The organism is Streptomyces sp. NPDC097981 (assembly GCF_040302565.1).
Classification (GTDB): Bacteria; Actinomycetota; Actinomycetes; order Streptomycetales; family Streptomycetaceae; genus Streptomyces.
The window spans coordinates 70512-86724 of the sequence record NZ_JBEORW010000017.1 but is presented as its reverse complement, the minus strand read 5'-3'; the positions used below and the strand labels follow the sequence as shown (position 1 = coordinate 86724).

12 protein-coding genes are annotated in these 16213 nt (G+C 71.9%); 6 read left to right on the top strand and 6 right to left on the bottom strand.

What is annotated here, in order from left to right:
• Nucleotides 1-72: 72 nt before the first annotated feature.
• Both ABTY04_RS18425 and ABTY04_RS18420 read left to right on the top strand, forming a co-directional pair.
• Nucleotides 73-642 carry a DUF6114 domain-containing protein gene (locus ABTY04_RS18425; protein ID WP_352214384.1) on the top strand — a complete coding sequence of 190 codons (570 nt, stop codon included), beginning with the start codon at nt 73-75 and terminating at the stop codon, nt 640-642.
• Nucleotides 632-1924, top strand: coding sequence for a hypothetical protein (locus ABTY04_RS18420; protein ID WP_352214383.1), 1293 nt, complete (start codon nt 632-634; stop codon nt 1922-1924). The genes ABTY04_RS18425 and ABTY04_RS18420 overlap by 11 nt, the downstream gene beginning before the upstream one ends.
• Before the next feature lie 124 nt (nt 1925-2048).
• Here ABTY04_RS18420 and pyk read toward each other — a convergent pair whose 3' ends face one another.
• The 3 genes from pyk to pta all read right to left on the bottom strand — a co-directional run bounded on the left by pyk (nt 2049) and on the right by pta (nt 6891).
• Nucleotides 2049-3479, bottom strand: coding sequence for a pyruvate kinase (gene pyk / locus ABTY04_RS18415; protein ID WP_352214382.1), 1431 nt, complete (start codon nt 3477-3479; stop codon nt 2049-2051).
• A 61-nt stretch (nt 3480-3540) separates the two neighbouring features.
• A complete protein-coding gene (locus ABTY04_RS18410) occupies nt 3541-4758 on the bottom strand; it encodes an acetate kinase (protein ID WP_352214381.1) in 1218 nt (405 codons plus the stop codon).
• A 48-nt stretch (nt 4759-4806) separates the two neighbouring features.
• Entirely contained in the window at nt 4807-6891 is a 2085-nt protein-coding gene (gene pta, locus ABTY04_RS18405) for a phosphate acetyltransferase (protein ID WP_352214380.1), read from the bottom strand.
• Nucleotides 6892-7200: 309 nt separating this feature from the next.
• Between pta and ABTY04_RS18400 the strand changes: the two genes are divergently transcribed.
• Nucleotides 7201-8226, top strand: coding sequence for an ATP-dependent 6-phosphofructokinase (locus tag ABTY04_RS18400; protein ID WP_352214379.1), 1026 nt, complete (start codon nt 7201-7203; stop codon nt 8224-8226).
• 210 nt (nt 8227-8436) lie between these two features.
• On the top strand, nt 8437-10401 hold the full coding sequence (locus tag ABTY04_RS18395) for a hypothetical protein (protein WP_352214378.1): 1965 nt from the start codon (nt 8437-8439) through the stop codon (nt 10399-10401).
• Nucleotides 10402-10479: 78 nt separating this feature from the next.
• Here the strand turns inward: ABTY04_RS18395 and ABTY04_RS18390 are convergent, their stop codons facing one another.
• Entirely contained in the window at nt 10480-11103 is a 624-nt protein-coding gene (locus ABTY04_RS18390) for a helix-turn-helix domain-containing protein (RefSeq protein WP_352214440.1), read from the bottom strand.
• Nucleotides 11104-11502: 399 nt separating this feature from the next.
• Between ABTY04_RS18390 and ABTY04_RS18385 the strand changes: the two genes are divergently transcribed.
• Both ABTY04_RS18385 and trxA read left to right on the top strand, forming a co-directional pair.
• The gene (locus ABTY04_RS18385; protein WP_030159263.1) at nt 11503-11898 is read left to right on the top strand and encodes a MerR family transcriptional regulator; all 396 of its coding nucleotides are present in this window, start codon (nt 11503-11505) and stop codon (nt 11896-11898) included.
• A gap of 16 nt (nt 11899-11914) precedes the next feature.
• Nucleotides 11915-12262, top strand: a complete 348-nt coding sequence (gene trxA, locus ABTY04_RS18380) for a thioredoxin (RefSeq protein WP_352214377.1) — start codon at nt 11915-11917, stop codon at nt 12260-12262.
• Here the strand turns inward: trxA and glgB are convergent.
• A complete protein-coding gene (gene glgB, locus ABTY04_RS18375) occupies nt 12252-14567 on the bottom strand; it encodes a 1,4-alpha-glucan branching enzyme (RefSeq protein WP_352214376.1) in 2316 nt (771 codons plus the stop codon). The two genes, trxA and glgB, sit on opposite strands and share 11 nt — an antisense overlap.
• On the bottom strand, nt 14564-16132 hold the full coding sequence (locus tag ABTY04_RS18370; RefSeq protein WP_352214375.1) for a maltokinase N-terminal cap-like domain-containing protein: 1569 nt from the start codon (nt 16130-16132) through the stop codon (nt 14564-14566). The genes glgB and ABTY04_RS18370 overlap by 4 nt, the downstream gene beginning before the upstream one ends.
• Nucleotides 16133-16213: the final 81 nt, after the last annotated feature.

Sequence of the window (16213 nt, the reverse complement as noted above, 5' to 3'; positions counted from 1 at the left end):
GCGGCCGTCTCCGCTCGCCCGTCCGGGCTTCACATAGTTTTCCGTACCACCGTTTCCAGGGAGCTGTAGTCCATGAACCACCAGGCCCCGGTCTACGTTCGCCGCTCTGATGATGCTTGGCTCACCGTGGTGTATTACCACTTCTACGCCTGGCGCGGCCGCCGTCCGTTCTGGGCCGGCCTGTTCACGCTCCTCGGTGGTCTCCCTATCGCGTACTTCCCGTACGCGGACGTGCGACTGGGCAACATCACCCTTGCCATGGCCACCACGGCCGGCTCCGGCTCGCTGATCATCGGCATCCTGCTGATCACGCTGGGCCTGGCCCTCTGGTTCCAGCAGGGCATCCGGGTCTTCGCGGGTGTCGCCTCGATCCTGCTGGCCCTGGTGTCCCTGCCGGTATCCAACCTCGGCGGGTTCTTCCTGGGCTTCATCTGCTCCATGGTCGGCGGCGCCCTCGCCCTGGCATGGGTACCCGGCGTCCCGGCGGAAGAGACCGCCGGCCCGGTCGCGGACACGGGCAAGAGCACGGCGGAAGCAATGGCGGGCGGCCCCCAGGGCATCCCGGCGCCCCGCGAGACGGAAACGGCATACGCGAGCGAGACGACTGCCCACGCCGATGGCGGGAGGAACAGTGCGGGGTGACGAGACGCAGCGGGGCGCGGCCCTGAGCGCAGAGTCCCGCGAAGGAAGGGGCCCGCGGCACGCCGCCCCCCGGAAGTCGCTGCTGAACAAGATCCAGATACCCGTCGGCAAGACGATGGCCCTGGCGGCCATGCCGACCGCGGTCTTCGTCGGAATGGGCATGGCGCCGAAGCTGGCCCTGGCCGACGACCAGGAGATCCCCTTCGCACCCGGCCCGTGTGTCACGCGGTCCGACGAACCCGCGGAGTCGGCCTCTCCGAGCCCGTCCACATCGCCCTCGCCGAGTTCGTCGCCCACCGCGACCCCCTCGCCCGGCGCGTCCACGGCCCCGAAGCCCGGCGTCACCCCGCCGGCCCCGAAGCCGTCCGCCAGCAAGCAGGCCGGTACCACCGCCGCGTCGAAGCAGACGGCCCCGTCGGCCCCGGCCGCCACGCCCTCGGCGTCCAAGACCCCGAACCCGCTCGACCCGCTGGGCGTCGGCGACAAGCTCAAGGGCGTCATCGACGCGCTCGGCAAGCCCCTCCAGGGCGCGACCCCGTCGGCGACCCCGACGCCCACGCCCACGCCGTCCAAGTCCGCCTCCACGGCCCCGGCGACCCCGGCCCCGTCCACGCCCGCCCCGGACCCGGCCGCGGACGCGATCCGCGACGCGGCGAAGAAGGCCGGCGTCGACGTCAAGGAGCTCTCCCAGGACGTCAAGGACTCCGCGACGACCCCGAAGGACGAGACGGGCAAGACCGCGGACGCGGACAAGCCGAAGCCCGAGGAGACGAAGGACGCGGACGGGAAGCAGCCCTTCCCCTGCCCGACGTACGACGCCAAGGCGCTGGCCGACGCAGAACTGGAGCAGGGCATCCCGCTCCTGCCGGACGAGCCCTGGTACCTCGACAGCTCGCTGCTGACCCTCTACGGCCTGGACTACCACGGCATCGTCGAGGTGAAGACGGCCGGCGGCAAGACCAAGAAGGTCCTGAAGTTCACCGCGGACTCGCTGGACATCAAGGACCTCTACCAGACGGTCGGCAAGAGCGGGAACGTCGCCCACCTGAAGTCCCGCTCCGGCTCCACCTCGAAGATCCGCGGTGGCACGGTGACGATGTACACCGAGAGCCTCAAGGGCAACCTCTTCGGCCTGATCCCGATCGAGTTCACCCCGAACAGCCCACCGCCCCTGAACGTCCCGTTCGCGTTCTTCACGAACGTCAAGGTCGTCCAGGCCGGCCAGTTCGGCGGCACGCTCACCGTCCCGGGCCTCAAGAACTACATCGGCCCGCCGGAGTAGTCCCGTACGGCCCCGCGCACGGCGCCCCGCGCCCCGCGCAACACACCGAGGGCGGCACCCCATCCCTTCCGGGATCCGGGGTGCCGCCCTCGGTCTCTGTGCGGCGGAGTCACATCGTGCGGTGTCAGCCCTGGGGCTGGCCGCCCAGGTGGTGGACGCGGACCATGTTGGTCGTGCCGGGCACGCCGGGGGGCGAGCCGGCGGTGATGATCATGGTGTCGCCCTCGTTGTAGCGGCCCAGCTTCAGCAGCTCGCCGTCCACCAGGTCGACCATGGCGTCGGTGTTGTCCACGTGCGGGACGACGTACGAGTCCACGCCCCAGCTCAGCGTGAGCTGGTTGCGGGTGTTGACGTCGGTGGTGAAGGCGAGGATCTGCTGCGTGGCGCGGTAGCGCGACAGGCGGCGGGCCGTGTCGCCGGACTGGGTGAAGGCGATGAGCGCCTTGCCGTCGAGGAAGTCCGCGATCTCGCAGGCCGCGCGGGCGACGGAGCCGCCCTGGGTACGGGGCTTCTTGCCCGGGACCAGCGGCTGGAGGCCCTTGGAGAGGAGCTCCTCCTCGGCCGCAGCGACGATCTTCGACATCGTCTTGACGGTCTCGATCGGGTACGCGCCCACCGAGGACTCGGCCGACAGCATGACCGCGTCCGCGCCGTCGAGGATCGCGTTGGCGACGTCGGACGCCTCCGCGCGCGTCGGGCGGGAGTTGGTGATCATCGACTCCATCATCTGGGTCGCGACGATCACCGGCTTGGCGTTGCGGCGGCACATCTCGATGAGCCGCTTCTGGACCATCGGGACCTTTTCGAGCGGGTACTCGACGGCCAGGTCGCCACGGGCCACCATGACCGCGTCGAAGGCGGCGACCACGGCCGCCATGTTCTCGACGGCCTGCGGCTTCTCGACCTTGGCGATGACGGGGACCCGGCGGCCCTCCTCGTCCATGACCTTGTGGACGTCCTTGACGTCGTTGGCGTCGCGGACGAAGGACAGGGCGACCATGTCGCAGCCCATCCGCAGGGCGAAGCGGAGGTCGTCGACGTCCTTCTCCGACAGGGCGGGGACGTTCACGGCGGCACCCGGCAGGTTGATGCCCTTGTGGTCCGAGATGACACCGCCCTCGATGACGATGGTCTTGACCCGCGGGCCGTCGACCTCGGTCACCCGCAGCTCGACGTTGCCGTCGTTGATCAGGACCTGGTCGCCCTTGGCGACGTCGCCCGGCAGACCCTTGTAGGTGGTGCCGCAGATGGACTTGTCGCCCGGGACGTCCTCGGTGGTGATGGTGAATTCGTCACCGCGCACCAGCTCGACGGGGCCCTCGGCGAAGGTCTCCAGACGGATTTTGGGGCCCTGGAGGTCGGCAAGGACGCCGACCGCGCGCCCGGTGTCCTCGGAGACCTTCCGGACGCGGTCGTACCGCTCCTGGTGTTCTGCCTGGGATCCGTGGCTGAAGTTGAATCGGGCCACGTTCATACCTGCCTCGATGAGCGCTTTCAGCTGCTCATACGAGTCGACGGCGGGGCCCAGCGTGCAGACGATTTTGGAACGGCGCATGACTGGATCCTATCGGTTTGTTTCGTAGCGGAATATTCCGTCTGGTGGAAAGTCCAAGTGACTACTCAGTAACCAGCGCGTACGCCTGGGTGGCGATCTCCAGTTCCTCATCCGTGGGGACCACGGCCACGGCCACCCGCGCGTGGTCCGGCGACACCAGCCGCGGCTCCGGGGAGCGCACGGCGTTGGCCTCCGGGTCCAGCACGAGTCCCAGCTCCGCGAGGCCGTCCACGGCAGCTTCCCGGACCTGGTGGGCGTTCTCGCCGACCCCGGCCGTGAACGCCACCGCGTCCACCCGGCCGAGCACCGCCGAGTAGGCCCCGATGTACTTCTTCAGCCGGTGGACGTACGCCGCGAAGGCGAGCCGCGCCGACTCGTCGCCCTCGCCCGCCCGCCGCAGCACCTCGCGCATGTCGTTGTCGCCGCACAGGCCCAGCAGACCGCTCTTCTTGTTCAGGAGCGAATCGATCTCATCCACCGAGAAGCCCCCCACCCGCGCCAGGTGGAAGACGACCGCCGGATCCAGGTCGCCCGAACGGGTGCCCATGACCAGACCCTCCAGCGGGGTCAGGCCCATGGACGTCTCCACGCACACCCCGCCCCGGACCGCCGAGGCCGAAGCGCCGTTGCCCAGGTGCAGCACGATCACGTTCACGTCCGCCACCGGCCTGCCGAGCAGACCGGCCGTGGCCCGCGAGACGTACGCGTGCGAGGTGCCGTGGAACCCGTACCGCCGGATGGCGTACGCGTCCGCCGTCGCGGCATCGATCGCGTACCGCGCCACGTGCTCCGGCATCGTCGAGTGGAAGGCCGTGTCGAAGACCGCCACCTGCGGGAGGTCCGCGCGCAGGGCGCGCGCCACCTCGATGCCGGTCACGTTCGCCGGATTGTGCAGCGGGGCGAGGGGGATCAGGCTGCGGATCTCCGCCAGCACCTCGTCGTCGATCACCGTCGGCTGCGTGAACCGGGTCCCGCCGTGCACGACCCGGTGCCCGACGGCCGCCAGTTCGGGGGAGTCCAGGCCCAGGCCGTCGGCGGCCAGCTCCGCTGCGACGGCCTTGAGCGCGGCCTCGTGGTCCGCGATCGCGCCGACCCGCTCGCGCTTGCCGCCCTCGGCGGCCGGACCGGTGAGCGGCTCGTGCACGAGGCGCGAGGTCTCCTCGCCGATCCGCTCCACCAGGCCGGCGGCGAGGCGGGCGGAGTCCGTCATGTCGAGCAGCTGGTACTTCACCGACGAGGAGCCGGAGTTGAGGACGAGTACGCGCGATGCGGTGGTCACGATGAGGGTCTTTCCTTCGGGGTGAGGGGCTCGGCGGCGATCGGGCGGTCAGGCGGTGGGGACCGGGGTGCCCTGCGCCTGGATCGCGGTGATCGCCACGGTGGTGACGATGTCCTGCACCAGCGCGCCGCGCGAGAGGTCGTTGACCGGCTTGCGCAGACCCTGGAGCACCGGGCCGACCGCGACGGCGCCCGCCGAGCGCTGCACCGCCTTGTACGTGTTGTTGCCCGTGTTGAGGTCCGGGAAGATCAGCACGCTCGCGCGGCCGGCCACCTCGGACCCGGGCAGCTTGGTCGCGGCGACCGAGGGCTCGACGGCGGCGTCGTACTGGATCGGGCCCTCGACGGCCAGGTCGGGGCGCTGCGCGCGGACGATCCCGGTGGCCTTGCGGACCTTGTCCACGTCCGCGCCGCTGCCCGAGGTGCCCGTCGAGTACGAGAGCATCGCGATCCGCGGCTCCACACCGAAGGCGGCCGCGGTGGCCGCCGACTGGATGGCGATGTCGGCGAGCTGCTCGGCGCCCGGGTCCGGGTTGACCGCGCAGTCGCCGTAGACGAGGACCCGGTCGGCCAGGCACATGAAGAAGACCGAGGAGACGATGGACGCCTCCGCCTTCGTCTTGATGATCTCGAAGGCGGGGCGGATGGTCGCGGCGGTGGAGTGCACCGCGCCGGAGACCATGCCGTCGGCGAGGCCCTGCTGCACCATCAGGGTGCCGAAGTAGTTGACGTCGGTGACCACGTCGGCCGCCAGCTCCGTGGTCATGCCCTTGTGCGCGCGGGCCTGCGCGTAGTACTCGGCGAATCGTTCCCGCAGCGGGGAGGTCGCCGGGTCGATGAGCTGGGCGGAGGAGATGTCGACGCCCAGGTCGCCGGCCTTCTTCAGGATCGCCTGCTCGTCGCCCAGCAGGGTCAGGTCGCAGACCCCGCGGCGCAGCACCACGTCCGCGGCGCGCAGCACGCGCTCCTCGGTGCCCTCGGGCAGCACGACGCGGCGGCGCTCGGAGCGGGCCCGCTCCAGCAGCTCGTGCTCGAACATCATCGGCGTGACGCGCTCGGAGCGGGCCACCGACAGCAGCCCGCGCAGCTCGGCGGTGTCCACGTGCCGCTCGAACAGGCCGAGCGCGGTCTCCAGCTTGCGCGGGGTCGCGGAGTTCAAGCGGCTCTGCAGCGTGAAGAGTTCGCCGGCCGTCGGGAAGCTGTTGCCGGCGACGGAGACCACCGGGGTGCCGGGCGCCAGCTTCGCGGCCAGCGTCAGGATGTCCTGGCCGGGGCGCTCGTTCAGGGTCAGCAGCACGCCGGCGATCGGCGGGGTGCCGGAGGCGTGCGCGGCCAGCGCGCCGATGACCAGGTCGGCGCGGTCCCCGGGGGTGACGACCAGGCATCCGGGGGTCAGGGCGTTCAGGAAGTTCGGCAGCATGGCGCCGCCGAAGACGAAGTCGAGGGCGTCGCGGGCCAGCCCGGCGTCGTCGCCGAGGAGCACCTCGCCGCCGAGTGCCCGGGTGATCTGGGCGACGGTCGGGGCGGAGAGCGACTTGTCGTCCGGCAGCACGTAGCAGGGGACGGGCAGGCGGGCGGCCAGCCGCTCGGCTATGGCGTCCCGGTCCTCGGCGGCCACCCGGTTGACCACCATCGCGACGACGTGGCAGCCGAGGCTCTCGTACGCGCGGAAGGCGCTCTGGGCCTCGGCGCGCACCGCCTCGGCGGGGTGCTTCGTGCCGCCGACGACGGGCACCACCACGGCCCCCAGCTCGTTGGCGAGGCGGGCGTTCAGCGCCAGCTCGTCGGGGAGGTTCGTGTCCGCGTAGTCGGTGCCGAGGACGAGCATGACCTCGTAGTCCCGGGCCACCCGGTGGTAGCGGTCCACCAGCCGCGAGACGAGCTCGTCGGTACCCTTCTCGGCCAGGACGGCGGAGGCCTCCTGGTACTCCATGCCGTACGCCGCCCGGGCGTCCTGATCGATCCGGTAGCGGGCCTTGAGGAGGTCGAAGAGCCGGTCCGGCCCGTCGTGGAGCAGCGGACGGTAGACGCCGACCCGCGCCGTCTGGCGGGTCAGCAGTTCCATGATCCCCAGCTCGACGACCTGGCGGCCGTCCCCCCGCTCGATACCGGTCACGTACACGCTGCGCGTCACGCGTGTTCTCCGTCCCATGGTGTGGATGTAGGCGCCGCCGCACCGTGCCGGCGGGCGGATACGACTCGTTTTTCCCCGATAGGGTGGGCTTGACCTCTTGACAATACCTCGCCGGGCAGATAGGGCGCCCGCCGGGAAAAGGCCTGGTTGGAGGGGGTGAAAGGCCTGGTGGGTGGAGCATCACAAGACGCGCCGCACCCCGGGCCCGTGGAACAATCGGACAGGCTTCACCATTACGCCCTTCAGATGTACGGCCGTCCGCCCGCACGCGTACGGCCCGGTACGACCAGGAGCAGGAGACACAGCACCATGCGTATCGGAGTTCTCACCGCAGGCGGCGACTGCCCGGGCCTGAACGCCGTCATCCGTTCGGTCGTACACCGCGCCCTGGTCGGCCACGGCGACGAAGTCATCGGCTTCGAGGACGGCTTCAAGGGCCTCCTGGACGGCCACCACCGGCCCCTCGACATCAATGCCGTCAGCGGCATCCTCGCCCGGGGCGGCACGATCCTCGGTTCGGCCCGCATGGAGCGCGCGCGTCTGCACGAAGCCGCCGAGAACGCACAGGAATTGGCGAAGCGCTACGGCATCGACGCGCTCATCCCGATCGGCGGCGAGGGCACCCTGACCGCCGCCCGGATGCTGTCGGACGCAGGGATGCCGGTCGTCGGCGTGCCGAAGACCATTGACAACGACATCTCCTCCACCGACCGCACCTTCGGCTTCGACACCGCCGTCATGGTCGCCACCGAGGCCATCGACCGCCTCAAGACCACCGCCGAATCGCACCAGCGCGTGATGGTCGTCGAGGTCATGGGCCGGCACGCGGGCTGGATCGCCCTGGAGTCCGGCATGGCCGGCGGCGCCCACGGGATCTGCCTGCCGGAGCGCCCCTTCGAGGTGGACGCCCTGGTGAAGATGGTGGAGGAACGATTCTCCCGCGGTAAGAAGTTCGCCGTCATCTGCGTCGCCGAGGGCGCGCACCCGGCCGAGGGTTCCATGCCGTACGAGAAGGGCGCCATCGACCAGTACGGCCACGAGCGCTTTGCCGGCATCGGCAACCGCCTCGCCGTCGAGCTCGAACACCGCCTCGGCAAGGAGGCCCGCCCGGTCATCCTCGGCCACGTCCAGCGCGGCGGCACCCCCACCGCGTACGACCGCGTCCTGGCGACCCGCTTCGGCTGGCACGCCGTGGAGGCCGTCCACCGCGGCGACTTCGGCAACATGACCGCCCTGCGCGGCACCGACATCGTGATGGCCCCGCTGGCCCACGCCGTCACCGAACTGAAGACGGTCCCGGAGAACCGCATGTACGAGGCCGAGTCCGTCTTCTGACCCGGCCCGCCGGGCGGGACCCCCGCTCCGCTCACACCGGGCGGTTATGATCCGGCCTTGGGGGTTGGGGTGGGGACCGAGTCACGTGGACAGATCGGGCCGTGATGTCCGGGCCCCGTCATCCGTTCCAACCGCTCGATGGGAAGGTGCCCGTCTCCCGTGGCGACCCGATCTGCCGTTCCGACCGGCAAACCCACTGAAATCCGGCCGGTGCGACAGGCCGAGGGGCTGCCCCGAGGCGCGCGGCGCCTGCCCGTGCTCGTCGCCGCTCTGGCCGTCTCCTGGGCGCTGCCGCTCCTGCTCCACACACTCGGCCTGGACCTGGTGCTGATCCCCGTCCTGGTGCTGACGACGGCCTCCCTGATCCGGGTCGGCGGAGGTCTCCTCGACCGCCTCGTGGTCGCAGCCTTCCTCCTCTGCGGGGCGGTGATGGCCTTCGGGCTGCTCTTCTCCGTCTGGCCTTGGGGGCTGGCCCCCGTCCCCGGAACGGGGCTCCTGCTGAGCGTCCTGTCCGTCTCCGGCTGGCTCGCCTGCCGCAGACCCCGCATACCACTGCGCCTGCGCGGCTCGGACGCCCTCGTACTCGGCACCGCGGCCGTGGCCTGGCGCTACTTCCACCACCCGTTGGCCGGCAAGTCGACGGCCGACCGGCTGGCCTACTTCGCCACCTCCGAGGACCGGCTCGGCCACTTCTCGTACTTCGACGGCATCCACCACGTGGGCGGCTACGCCTTCCTCCACCAGGAGGCGGCCAAGGCGTACATGATGACCCCGGCCGAGGCGGTCTACCCGCAGGGTTCCCACTTCCTGCTGGCCTGGACCGACGTACTCGTGAAGTCCTCGACCGACGGCGGATCCGGCCTCGACATGACGCACCGCTATCTCCTGTACGTCCTGGCAGCCTACGCCCTGTTCTGCGGGGCACTCGTCTGGGCCGCCCGCTGGATCGGCGGTCCGCGCCTGCGCGGCTGGCGCACGGCGGCGGTCTGCGCGACCGTGGCGGCGGTGATGATGTCCGGCTCGATGGCGCAACTGGTCGAGTGGGGCTTCGACTCGGAGATCTTCGGGCTGCTGTTCCTGGCCGTCGCGCTGGCGCTGCTCGTGCGGCCGGCGATGGGCCGCGCCGAGTTCGTCCTGGTCGGGGTGGCCGCCCTGGTCTCCGTGACCTTCGTCTACAACCTCTACGGCGTCCTCGTCGGCATCACCCTGGCCGCGGTCCTGGTCGTCCACCGGCGGCGCTTCGCCCCGCACCGCCTCGTCGTCGGCGCACTGGCGGGCGGCGCCCTGATCGCGGGACTGCCCAGCGTCCTCTCGGTCCTGACCAAACTGGATGTCGCGAAGACGTCCAACCTCGCCGGACCGATGGTCATCCCCGACCGCCCGGTGTTCATCGGCTGCGGGCTGCTCGCCCTGGTGGCCGCGTCCCTGCCGGTGAACCGCAGGACGGGCACGGGGCAGATGGTCCTGGCCCTCGTCCTGGGCGCCACCGCGGTGATCGGTGTCTTCGGCGCCTGGCAGAAGCACACCATCGGCCAGTACTCGTACTACTTCGAGAAGCTGGCCGCCGCCGGCCTCGTGATCGCCCTGGTCTCGCTGGGCCTGGTCGGGCTGATGCTCCAGCCGGCCGCCCGCACGACGGGCTCCCCGCTGCGCCGGCGAGCCGGCCTGCTGCTGCACTCCGGTGTCGCGACGGCCGCCGCGCTCGCGCTGTTCGGCAACGTCCAATGGGGAGTGCCGTCCGGGTGGGGGCACCCCTCCGCCTGGTACGACAGCCCGATGATCAAGTGGGCCCGGGGCGAGTCCGAGAACGACATCGGCCCGGCGGCGAAGACGCTGGCCCGGCGCGACCTGAACGGCGTCGACTCGCCCGTGATCGCCCTCTACGGCAACGACACGTACCTGAACCTGAGATCGACGTTCCTCGCGCAGATCCTCACCCACCGGGCGGGCACGATGGTCGGGCTCTACGACGTCTTCCACGTCAAGATCGGCGGACCTGCCGCGGTCGACGAGAAGGACTACCAGGCATCGCTGGACCGCCTCAAGGGTGCCATCGCCTCCTGCCCCGAGCCGCCGACCGTCCTGGTGGGTGACCGGAAGGCGGCCGACCGGCTGAAGCAGGAACTCGCCGGTGCGGGCAGCGCCGCGACCGTGGTGTACGCGCCGCTGAAGTAACGGCCGGACGTCCCGCACCGCCCCGCCGGGACGTCCCGACCGGTGAGCCGGGCCGTCCGCCTGCCGGTGCGGCGGGGCCTAGCGGGCGCCGGCGGCGAAGGACCAGAAGTGGGCCACGATGTCGGCCAGGAACTCCCGGCCCGCGTCGCCCGTACCGGCCTCGCCCGCGGCGCCGCCCCAGCTCAAGGTGGCCACCATCTTCGACTGGTAGTCCGCGTGCATCCGCTCCAGGATCGGCTCCAGGTTCTGCTTGGGCACCGGCAGCAGCTTGGCCAGGGGCTTCACGTATGCCTGCCACCGCGTGGTCACCGCACTGCGCAGGAGCTCGGCGAGCTCCTCCTGCTTGCCGGTCGCCGCCACGAACTGGGCCAGGGACAGCCCGAGCACCTGCGCCAGGGCCACGGACTGCCGTTCGTTGCCCTTCCAGCGCCCGGTGTCCTCCATCTTCTGGTACGCGTTCGTCTCCAGTCCGATCCGCCGGGCCAGTTCGTCCGCGGCCATGCCCCGGGCCATCCGGTGCTCCCGCAGGGTCACGGGCTCGGCGAGCAGTTCACCGGGGGCGCACCAGAGCACGCCGGCGAGCGCCGTGAGCTCGGCAGAGCTCGGAGATATCTCGCCGCGCTCCCAGGCCATCACGGTCTCGGGCTCGACGATCAGTCCGTACTGGGCACGCAGGCCATAGGCGACATGACCGGGAGCCATGCCCAGGGCTGCGCGGAGGCGACGCGCGGCGGGGGCATTGAAGGGAGGGCTGGAGTGCACACGGCACACCGTAGGAGTGCCCAAGGCATGGCGACTACAGACCGTTCAAACAAGTCCAGAACTCGTAGGAACGTCCTATGGAGTTCAATGGTTTGGCCGGGTTTCCCGGCGACTGTCCGGTAATCGGAGCGTCTCTAGATCCACTTCCAAGCGTACGGTTCCGGCCTTCCGTTGCGATACCCCTGCGCACGATGTTCACGGATCTTCCCCACCTCGCCCTGAACCTGCCTCCCGCCGTGTGCGTGATCCATATGGGGCCCTCGCGTACGGGGGTGGCGAGGGCCCCGCCCCACCGCCTCTCCTTGCCTTGACGCGGGCGTCAAGGATTACGGTCGGGGCATGCGAATCGGCGAACTGGCGGAGCGGGCCGGGACCAGCACGCGGACCCTGCGGTACTACGAGTCGCGCGGGCTGCTGCCCGCGCGCCGCACCGGCAACGGCTACCGCACGTACGACGAGGACGACCTGCGGCTGCTGCGCCAGATCCGCATGCTCCAGGACTTCGGCTTCGAGCTGGAGGAGACCCGCCCGTTCGTCGACTGTCTGCGCGCCGGCCACCCCGCCGGGGACTCGTGCCCCGCGTCCCTGGCCGTGTACCGGCGCAAGCTCGCCGAGCTCGACGGGCTGATCGGCCAGCTGGCCGACGTACGGGAGCAGGTCGCGCGGCAGCTCGCCGCCGCCGAGGAGGCCGCCGGCGAGGCGGCGTCGCCGCGCTGTGAAATGACCGGACCGTGAGAAGGGGAGGAACGAGATGATCCACGCCCAGGGTGTTGCCGAGGTGACCGACCGGGACTTCGAGGCGGAGGTGCTCGCCGAGCGGGGCCGGCCCGTCCTCGTGGAGTTCACCGCCGACTGGTGCGGACCCTGCCGGCAGCTCGCGCCCGTGCTGTCCGCCGTCGCCGCCGAACAGGCCGGCCACCTCAAGGTCGTGCAGATCGACGCGGACGGCAACCCCGACACCGTCGTCCGGTACGGGGTGCTGTCCATGCCGACCCTGCTCGTCTTCCGCGACGGCGAGCCCGTGAAGCAGATGGTCGGTGCGCGGGCCAAGCGCAAGCTGCTCCAGGAGCTCGAAGAGGTCACCGGCGTCACGGCCTGAGCCACACCGTCGCCAGCGGCGGGAGCGTCATGCGCAGGCTCGCCGGGCGGCCCTGCGCGGGTACGGGCTCGGGCCGCAGGGGCTGCAGGTGGCGCACACCGCTCCCGCCGTACTGCTCCAGGTCCGTGTTCAGGACCTCCCGCCACCACGGCACCCCCTCCGGGACGCCGACCCGGTAGCCGTGCCGCACCACCGGCGAGAAGTTCGACACGCACAGCAGCTGCGAGCCGTCCTGCGCGTAGCGCAGGAACGCGAAGACGTTGTCCTCCGCGGCGTCCGCCTCCACCCACGCGAAGCCCTCCGGAACGGTGTCCCGCTGCCACAGCGCGGGCGCCGCCGTGTACGTGCGGTTCAGGTCGCGCACGAGATCGCGTACGCCCCGGTGGTCGGCGGCCGCCGCGTACGAGGAGTCCAGCAGCCACCAGTCCGGCCCGTACGTCTCCGACCACTCCGAACCCTGGGCGAACTCCTGCCCCATGAACAGCAGTTGCTTGCCGGGGTGGGCCCACATGAAGCCCAGGTACGCGCGGTGTATGGCCCGCTGCTGCCACCAGTCGCCGGGCATCTTCGACACCAGCGAGCCCTTGCCGTGCACCACTTCGTCGTGCGAGATCGGCAGCACGTAGTTCTCGCTGTACGCGTAGATCATCCCGAACGTCATGTCGTGGTGGTGGTACTTGCGGTGCACCGGATCCTTCGACGCGTACCGCAGGGTGTCGTGCATCCAGCCCATGTTCCACTTCAGCCCGAAGCCCAGCCCGCCGCCGTCCGTCGGCCGGGTCACGCCCTCCCAGGCCGTGGACTCCTCCGCGATCGTCACCACGCCCGGACAGCGGCGGTACACCGTCGCGTTCATCTCCTGGAGCAGCGCCACCGCGTCCAGGTTCTCCCGCCCGCCGTGCTCGTTCGGCGCCCACTGACCCTCGCCGCGCGAGTAGTCCAGGTAGAGCATCGAGGCCACCGCGTCCACCCGGAGCCCGTCCACGTGGAACTCCTCGCACCAGTACACCGCGTTGGCGACGAGGAAGTTGCGGACCTCCTTGCGGCCGTAGTCGAACTCCAGCGTCCCCCAGTCCGGGTGCGCGGCCCGCCGCGGGTCGTGGTGCTCGTACAGCGGCCGCCCGTCGAACTCGGCGAGCGCCCACTCGTCGCGCGGGAAGTGCGCGGGCACCCAGTCGACGATCACCCCGATCCCGGCCCGGTGCAGCGCGTCCACGAGCATCCGGAACTCGTCCGGGCTGCCCATCCGCGAGGTCGGCGCGTAGAACCCGGTGACCTGGTAGCCCCACGAGCCGCCGAACGGGTGCTCGGCGACCGGCATGAACTCCACGTGCGTGAAGCCCAGTTCCCTGACGTACGGAGGCAGCTGCTCGGCCAGCTGCCGGTACGAGAGCCCCGGCCGCCAGGAGGCCAGGTGCAGCTCGTACACCGAGAAGGGGGCCTGGTGCGCCGGGCGGGCCCCGCGTCGCTCCATCCACTCCGCGTCCTGCCACTCGTACCGGGACGCGGTGACCACCGAGGCGTTGGCCGGCGGGACCTCCGCGGCCCGGGCCATCGGGTCGGCGCGCAGGGTGTGGCTGCCGTCCGGGCGCGTGATGTCGTACTTGTAGAGTGCGCCCTCGCCCACGCCCGGCAGGAACAGCTCCCACACCCCGGAGGCGCCCAGCGAGCGCATCGGGTACGCGACCGGGTCCCAGTACGAGAAGTCCCCGGTGACCCGCACCCCCTGGGCGTTCGGCGCCCACACCGTGAACCGGGTGCCGGCCACGCCCTGGTGCTCCATCGTCCGCGCCCCGAGCGCCCTCCACAGCTCCTCGTGCCGGCCCTCGCCGATCAGGTGAAGGTCCAGCTCACCGAGCGCGGGCAGGAAGCGGTACGGGTCGTGCACCTCGATCTCGTCGCTGTCGTACGTCACCAGCAGCCGGTAGTCCGGCACCCCGGTCAGCGGCAGCAGCCCGGAGAACAGCCCGTCGCCTTCGTCGACGAGCTCGGCCCGCAGCCCCTTCGCGACGATCGCGACCGCCTTCGCGTACGGGCGCAGCACGCGGAAGGCCACCCCGCCCCGCTGGGTGCGGGCACCGAGCACCGCGTGGGGGTCGTGGTGGCGGCCCTCCAGCAGCCGGGCCCGTTCCGCCGCGCCGAGCGCGGGCGTCGGCCGTACCCCGTGCGCGGGCGCCCTCCGGGCGCGCGGTGCCTGGGCCTTGCGCGGCGCCGCCGCGGCGGGCGCCGCGCGGCCCGGAGCGGGTGCCGGAGCCGGTGCCGGGGACGGTGAGGCGGTGGAGGGTGACTGACGGGCGGGGCTCACGTGTGCGGCCTCCTAGGCGGCTGCGGGCGGGGGTGGGGGGAGAGGGAGGAGAAGCCTTCGCCGGTACCCGGGCCCGGGCCCGCGGCGGGGCCGGGCCCGGCCCGATGGGACTGCCCCGGGCGGGCTGCGGACCCGGGTCCCGGCGGCGTCCGGCCGAATCCCTTGTCCGCTCCGGAGGCGAGCCGGCGGATGGCCGCCATGGGGACGTGCAGCCAGTCGGGGCGGTGCCGGGACTCGTAGCGCGCCTCGTACACCGCCTTGTCGGTCTCGTACGCGCGCAGCAGCACGGGGTCCTCGCGCGGGTCGCGGCCGGTGGTGCGGGCGTAGCCCTCACAGAAGGCGATCCGGCAGGCGTCCGCCCAGGCGGGGGCGAACGGGCGGTGGGAGCGGGCCGCGTAGTCGAACGAGCGCAGTATCCCGGCGATGTCGCGGACGGCGGGTTCGGGGCGGCGGCGGTCGGCCAGCGGCCGGGCCGGCTCGCCCTCGAAGTCGATCAGCGCCCAGCTGCCGTCGGCGGTGCGCAGGGTCTGGCCCAGGTGCAGGTCCCCGTGGATCCGCTGGGCGTGCACCCGGGCCCCGCGGGAGGCGGCCAGCGCGTCGAACGCCCCGCGCAGCCCCGCCTCGTAGGGCCGCAGCGCGGGCACCTCGCGGGCGGTGGCCGCCAGCCGGGCCGTCATCCCGGAGGCGAGCCGGGCGGTCTGCTCCGGGCCCAGCGCGACGGTGGGCAGGGCGGCGGCGAGCGCGCTGTGCACCTCGGCGGTGGCCCGGCCCAGGGCGTGCGCCTCGGCGGTGAAGTCCGCCCCGGCGCCGAGCCGGCGCAACGCGAGCTGCCAGCCGTCGTCGGAGCCCCGCAGATACGGCTGGAGCACGCCGAGGGTCAGCGGCTCGGCGCCCCCCCAGCCGCCGCCGGGGGGACCCCCGGGCAGCTCGGCCTCGTACCAGGCGACCGGTGCGGGGACGCGGGCGCACCCGGCGGCGGCCAGCGCCCTGGGCAGCTCCAGGTCCGGATTGACCCCGGGGCCGACCCGGCGGAACACCTTGAGGATGTGCGAATCCCCGTAGATCAGCGAGGAGTTGGTCTGTTCCCCGGACAGCGGCCGGGGAGCCGGGTCGGCGGGGATCAGTGCGCCCGGGTCGCGGTCGAAGCGGAGCGGGCCGTGGCTGCCGGGGGTGCGCAACCGTTCCAGCAGCAGCGCGGCGAGCCGCGGATCGCCCAGGCCCTCGTACACGGCCTGGCCGGCGTACGGGCCGTGCTCGGCGTGCCCGATCAGGGCGGGCGCCAGCGCGGGCGGCAGCGGAGCGGGGCGGACCCCGAGCATCAGCTGGTAGCAGTCCGCGCTGCCGTCGGCGGCGTCCACGCCGACGAGCAGGTGCAGCAGCCCGGGCGTGACCGCGGGCGGCAGCAGCTCGACGGCCGAGACCAGCCGCAGCCGGGTGATCGCGCGCCCCTTGCCGGCGAACCAGCGCTGCCTCGGCAGCCAGGCCCGCAGCATGGGTTCGAGCGGTCCGAGCGGGACCGCGGCCAGGCTGCCCTGGCGGCTCCGGGCGGATGCAGCCTCCGACATGGCGTCGCGTCCTTTCCCCGGGCCGTCACAGAATGCGCAGAGTGTTCCGGATGGCGAGGGTTGCTGTCCGGTGATGGGCAA

Coding starts and splice junctions, on each gene's coding strand:
- trxA (WP_352214377.1), top strand. CDS start 11,915: ATGATCCACGCCCAGGGTGTTGCCGAGGTGACCGACCGGGACTTCGAG.
- ABTY04_RS18390 (WP_352214440.1), bottom strand. CDS start 11,103: ATGGCTCCCGGTCATGTCGCCTATGGCCTGCGTGCCCAGTACGGACTG.
- ABTY04_RS18385 (WP_030159263.1), top strand. CDS start 11,503: ATGCGAATCGGCGAACTGGCGGAGCGGGCCGGGACCAGCACGCGGACC.
- ABTY04_RS18400 (WP_352214379.1), top strand. CDS start 7,201: ATGCGTATCGGAGTTCTCACCGCAGGCGGCGACTGCCCGGGCCTGAAC.
- ABTY04_RS18370 (WP_352214375.1), bottom strand. CDS start 16,132: ATGTCGGAGGCTGCATCCGCCCGGAGCCGCCAGGGCAGCCTGGCCGCG.
- ABTY04_RS18425 (WP_352214384.1), top strand. CDS start 73: ATGAACCACCAGGCCCCGGTCTACGTTCGCCGCTCTGATGATGCTTGG.
- pyk (WP_352214382.1), bottom strand. CDS start 3,479: ATGCGCCGTTCCAAAATCGTCTGCACGCTGGGCCCCGCCGTCGACTCG.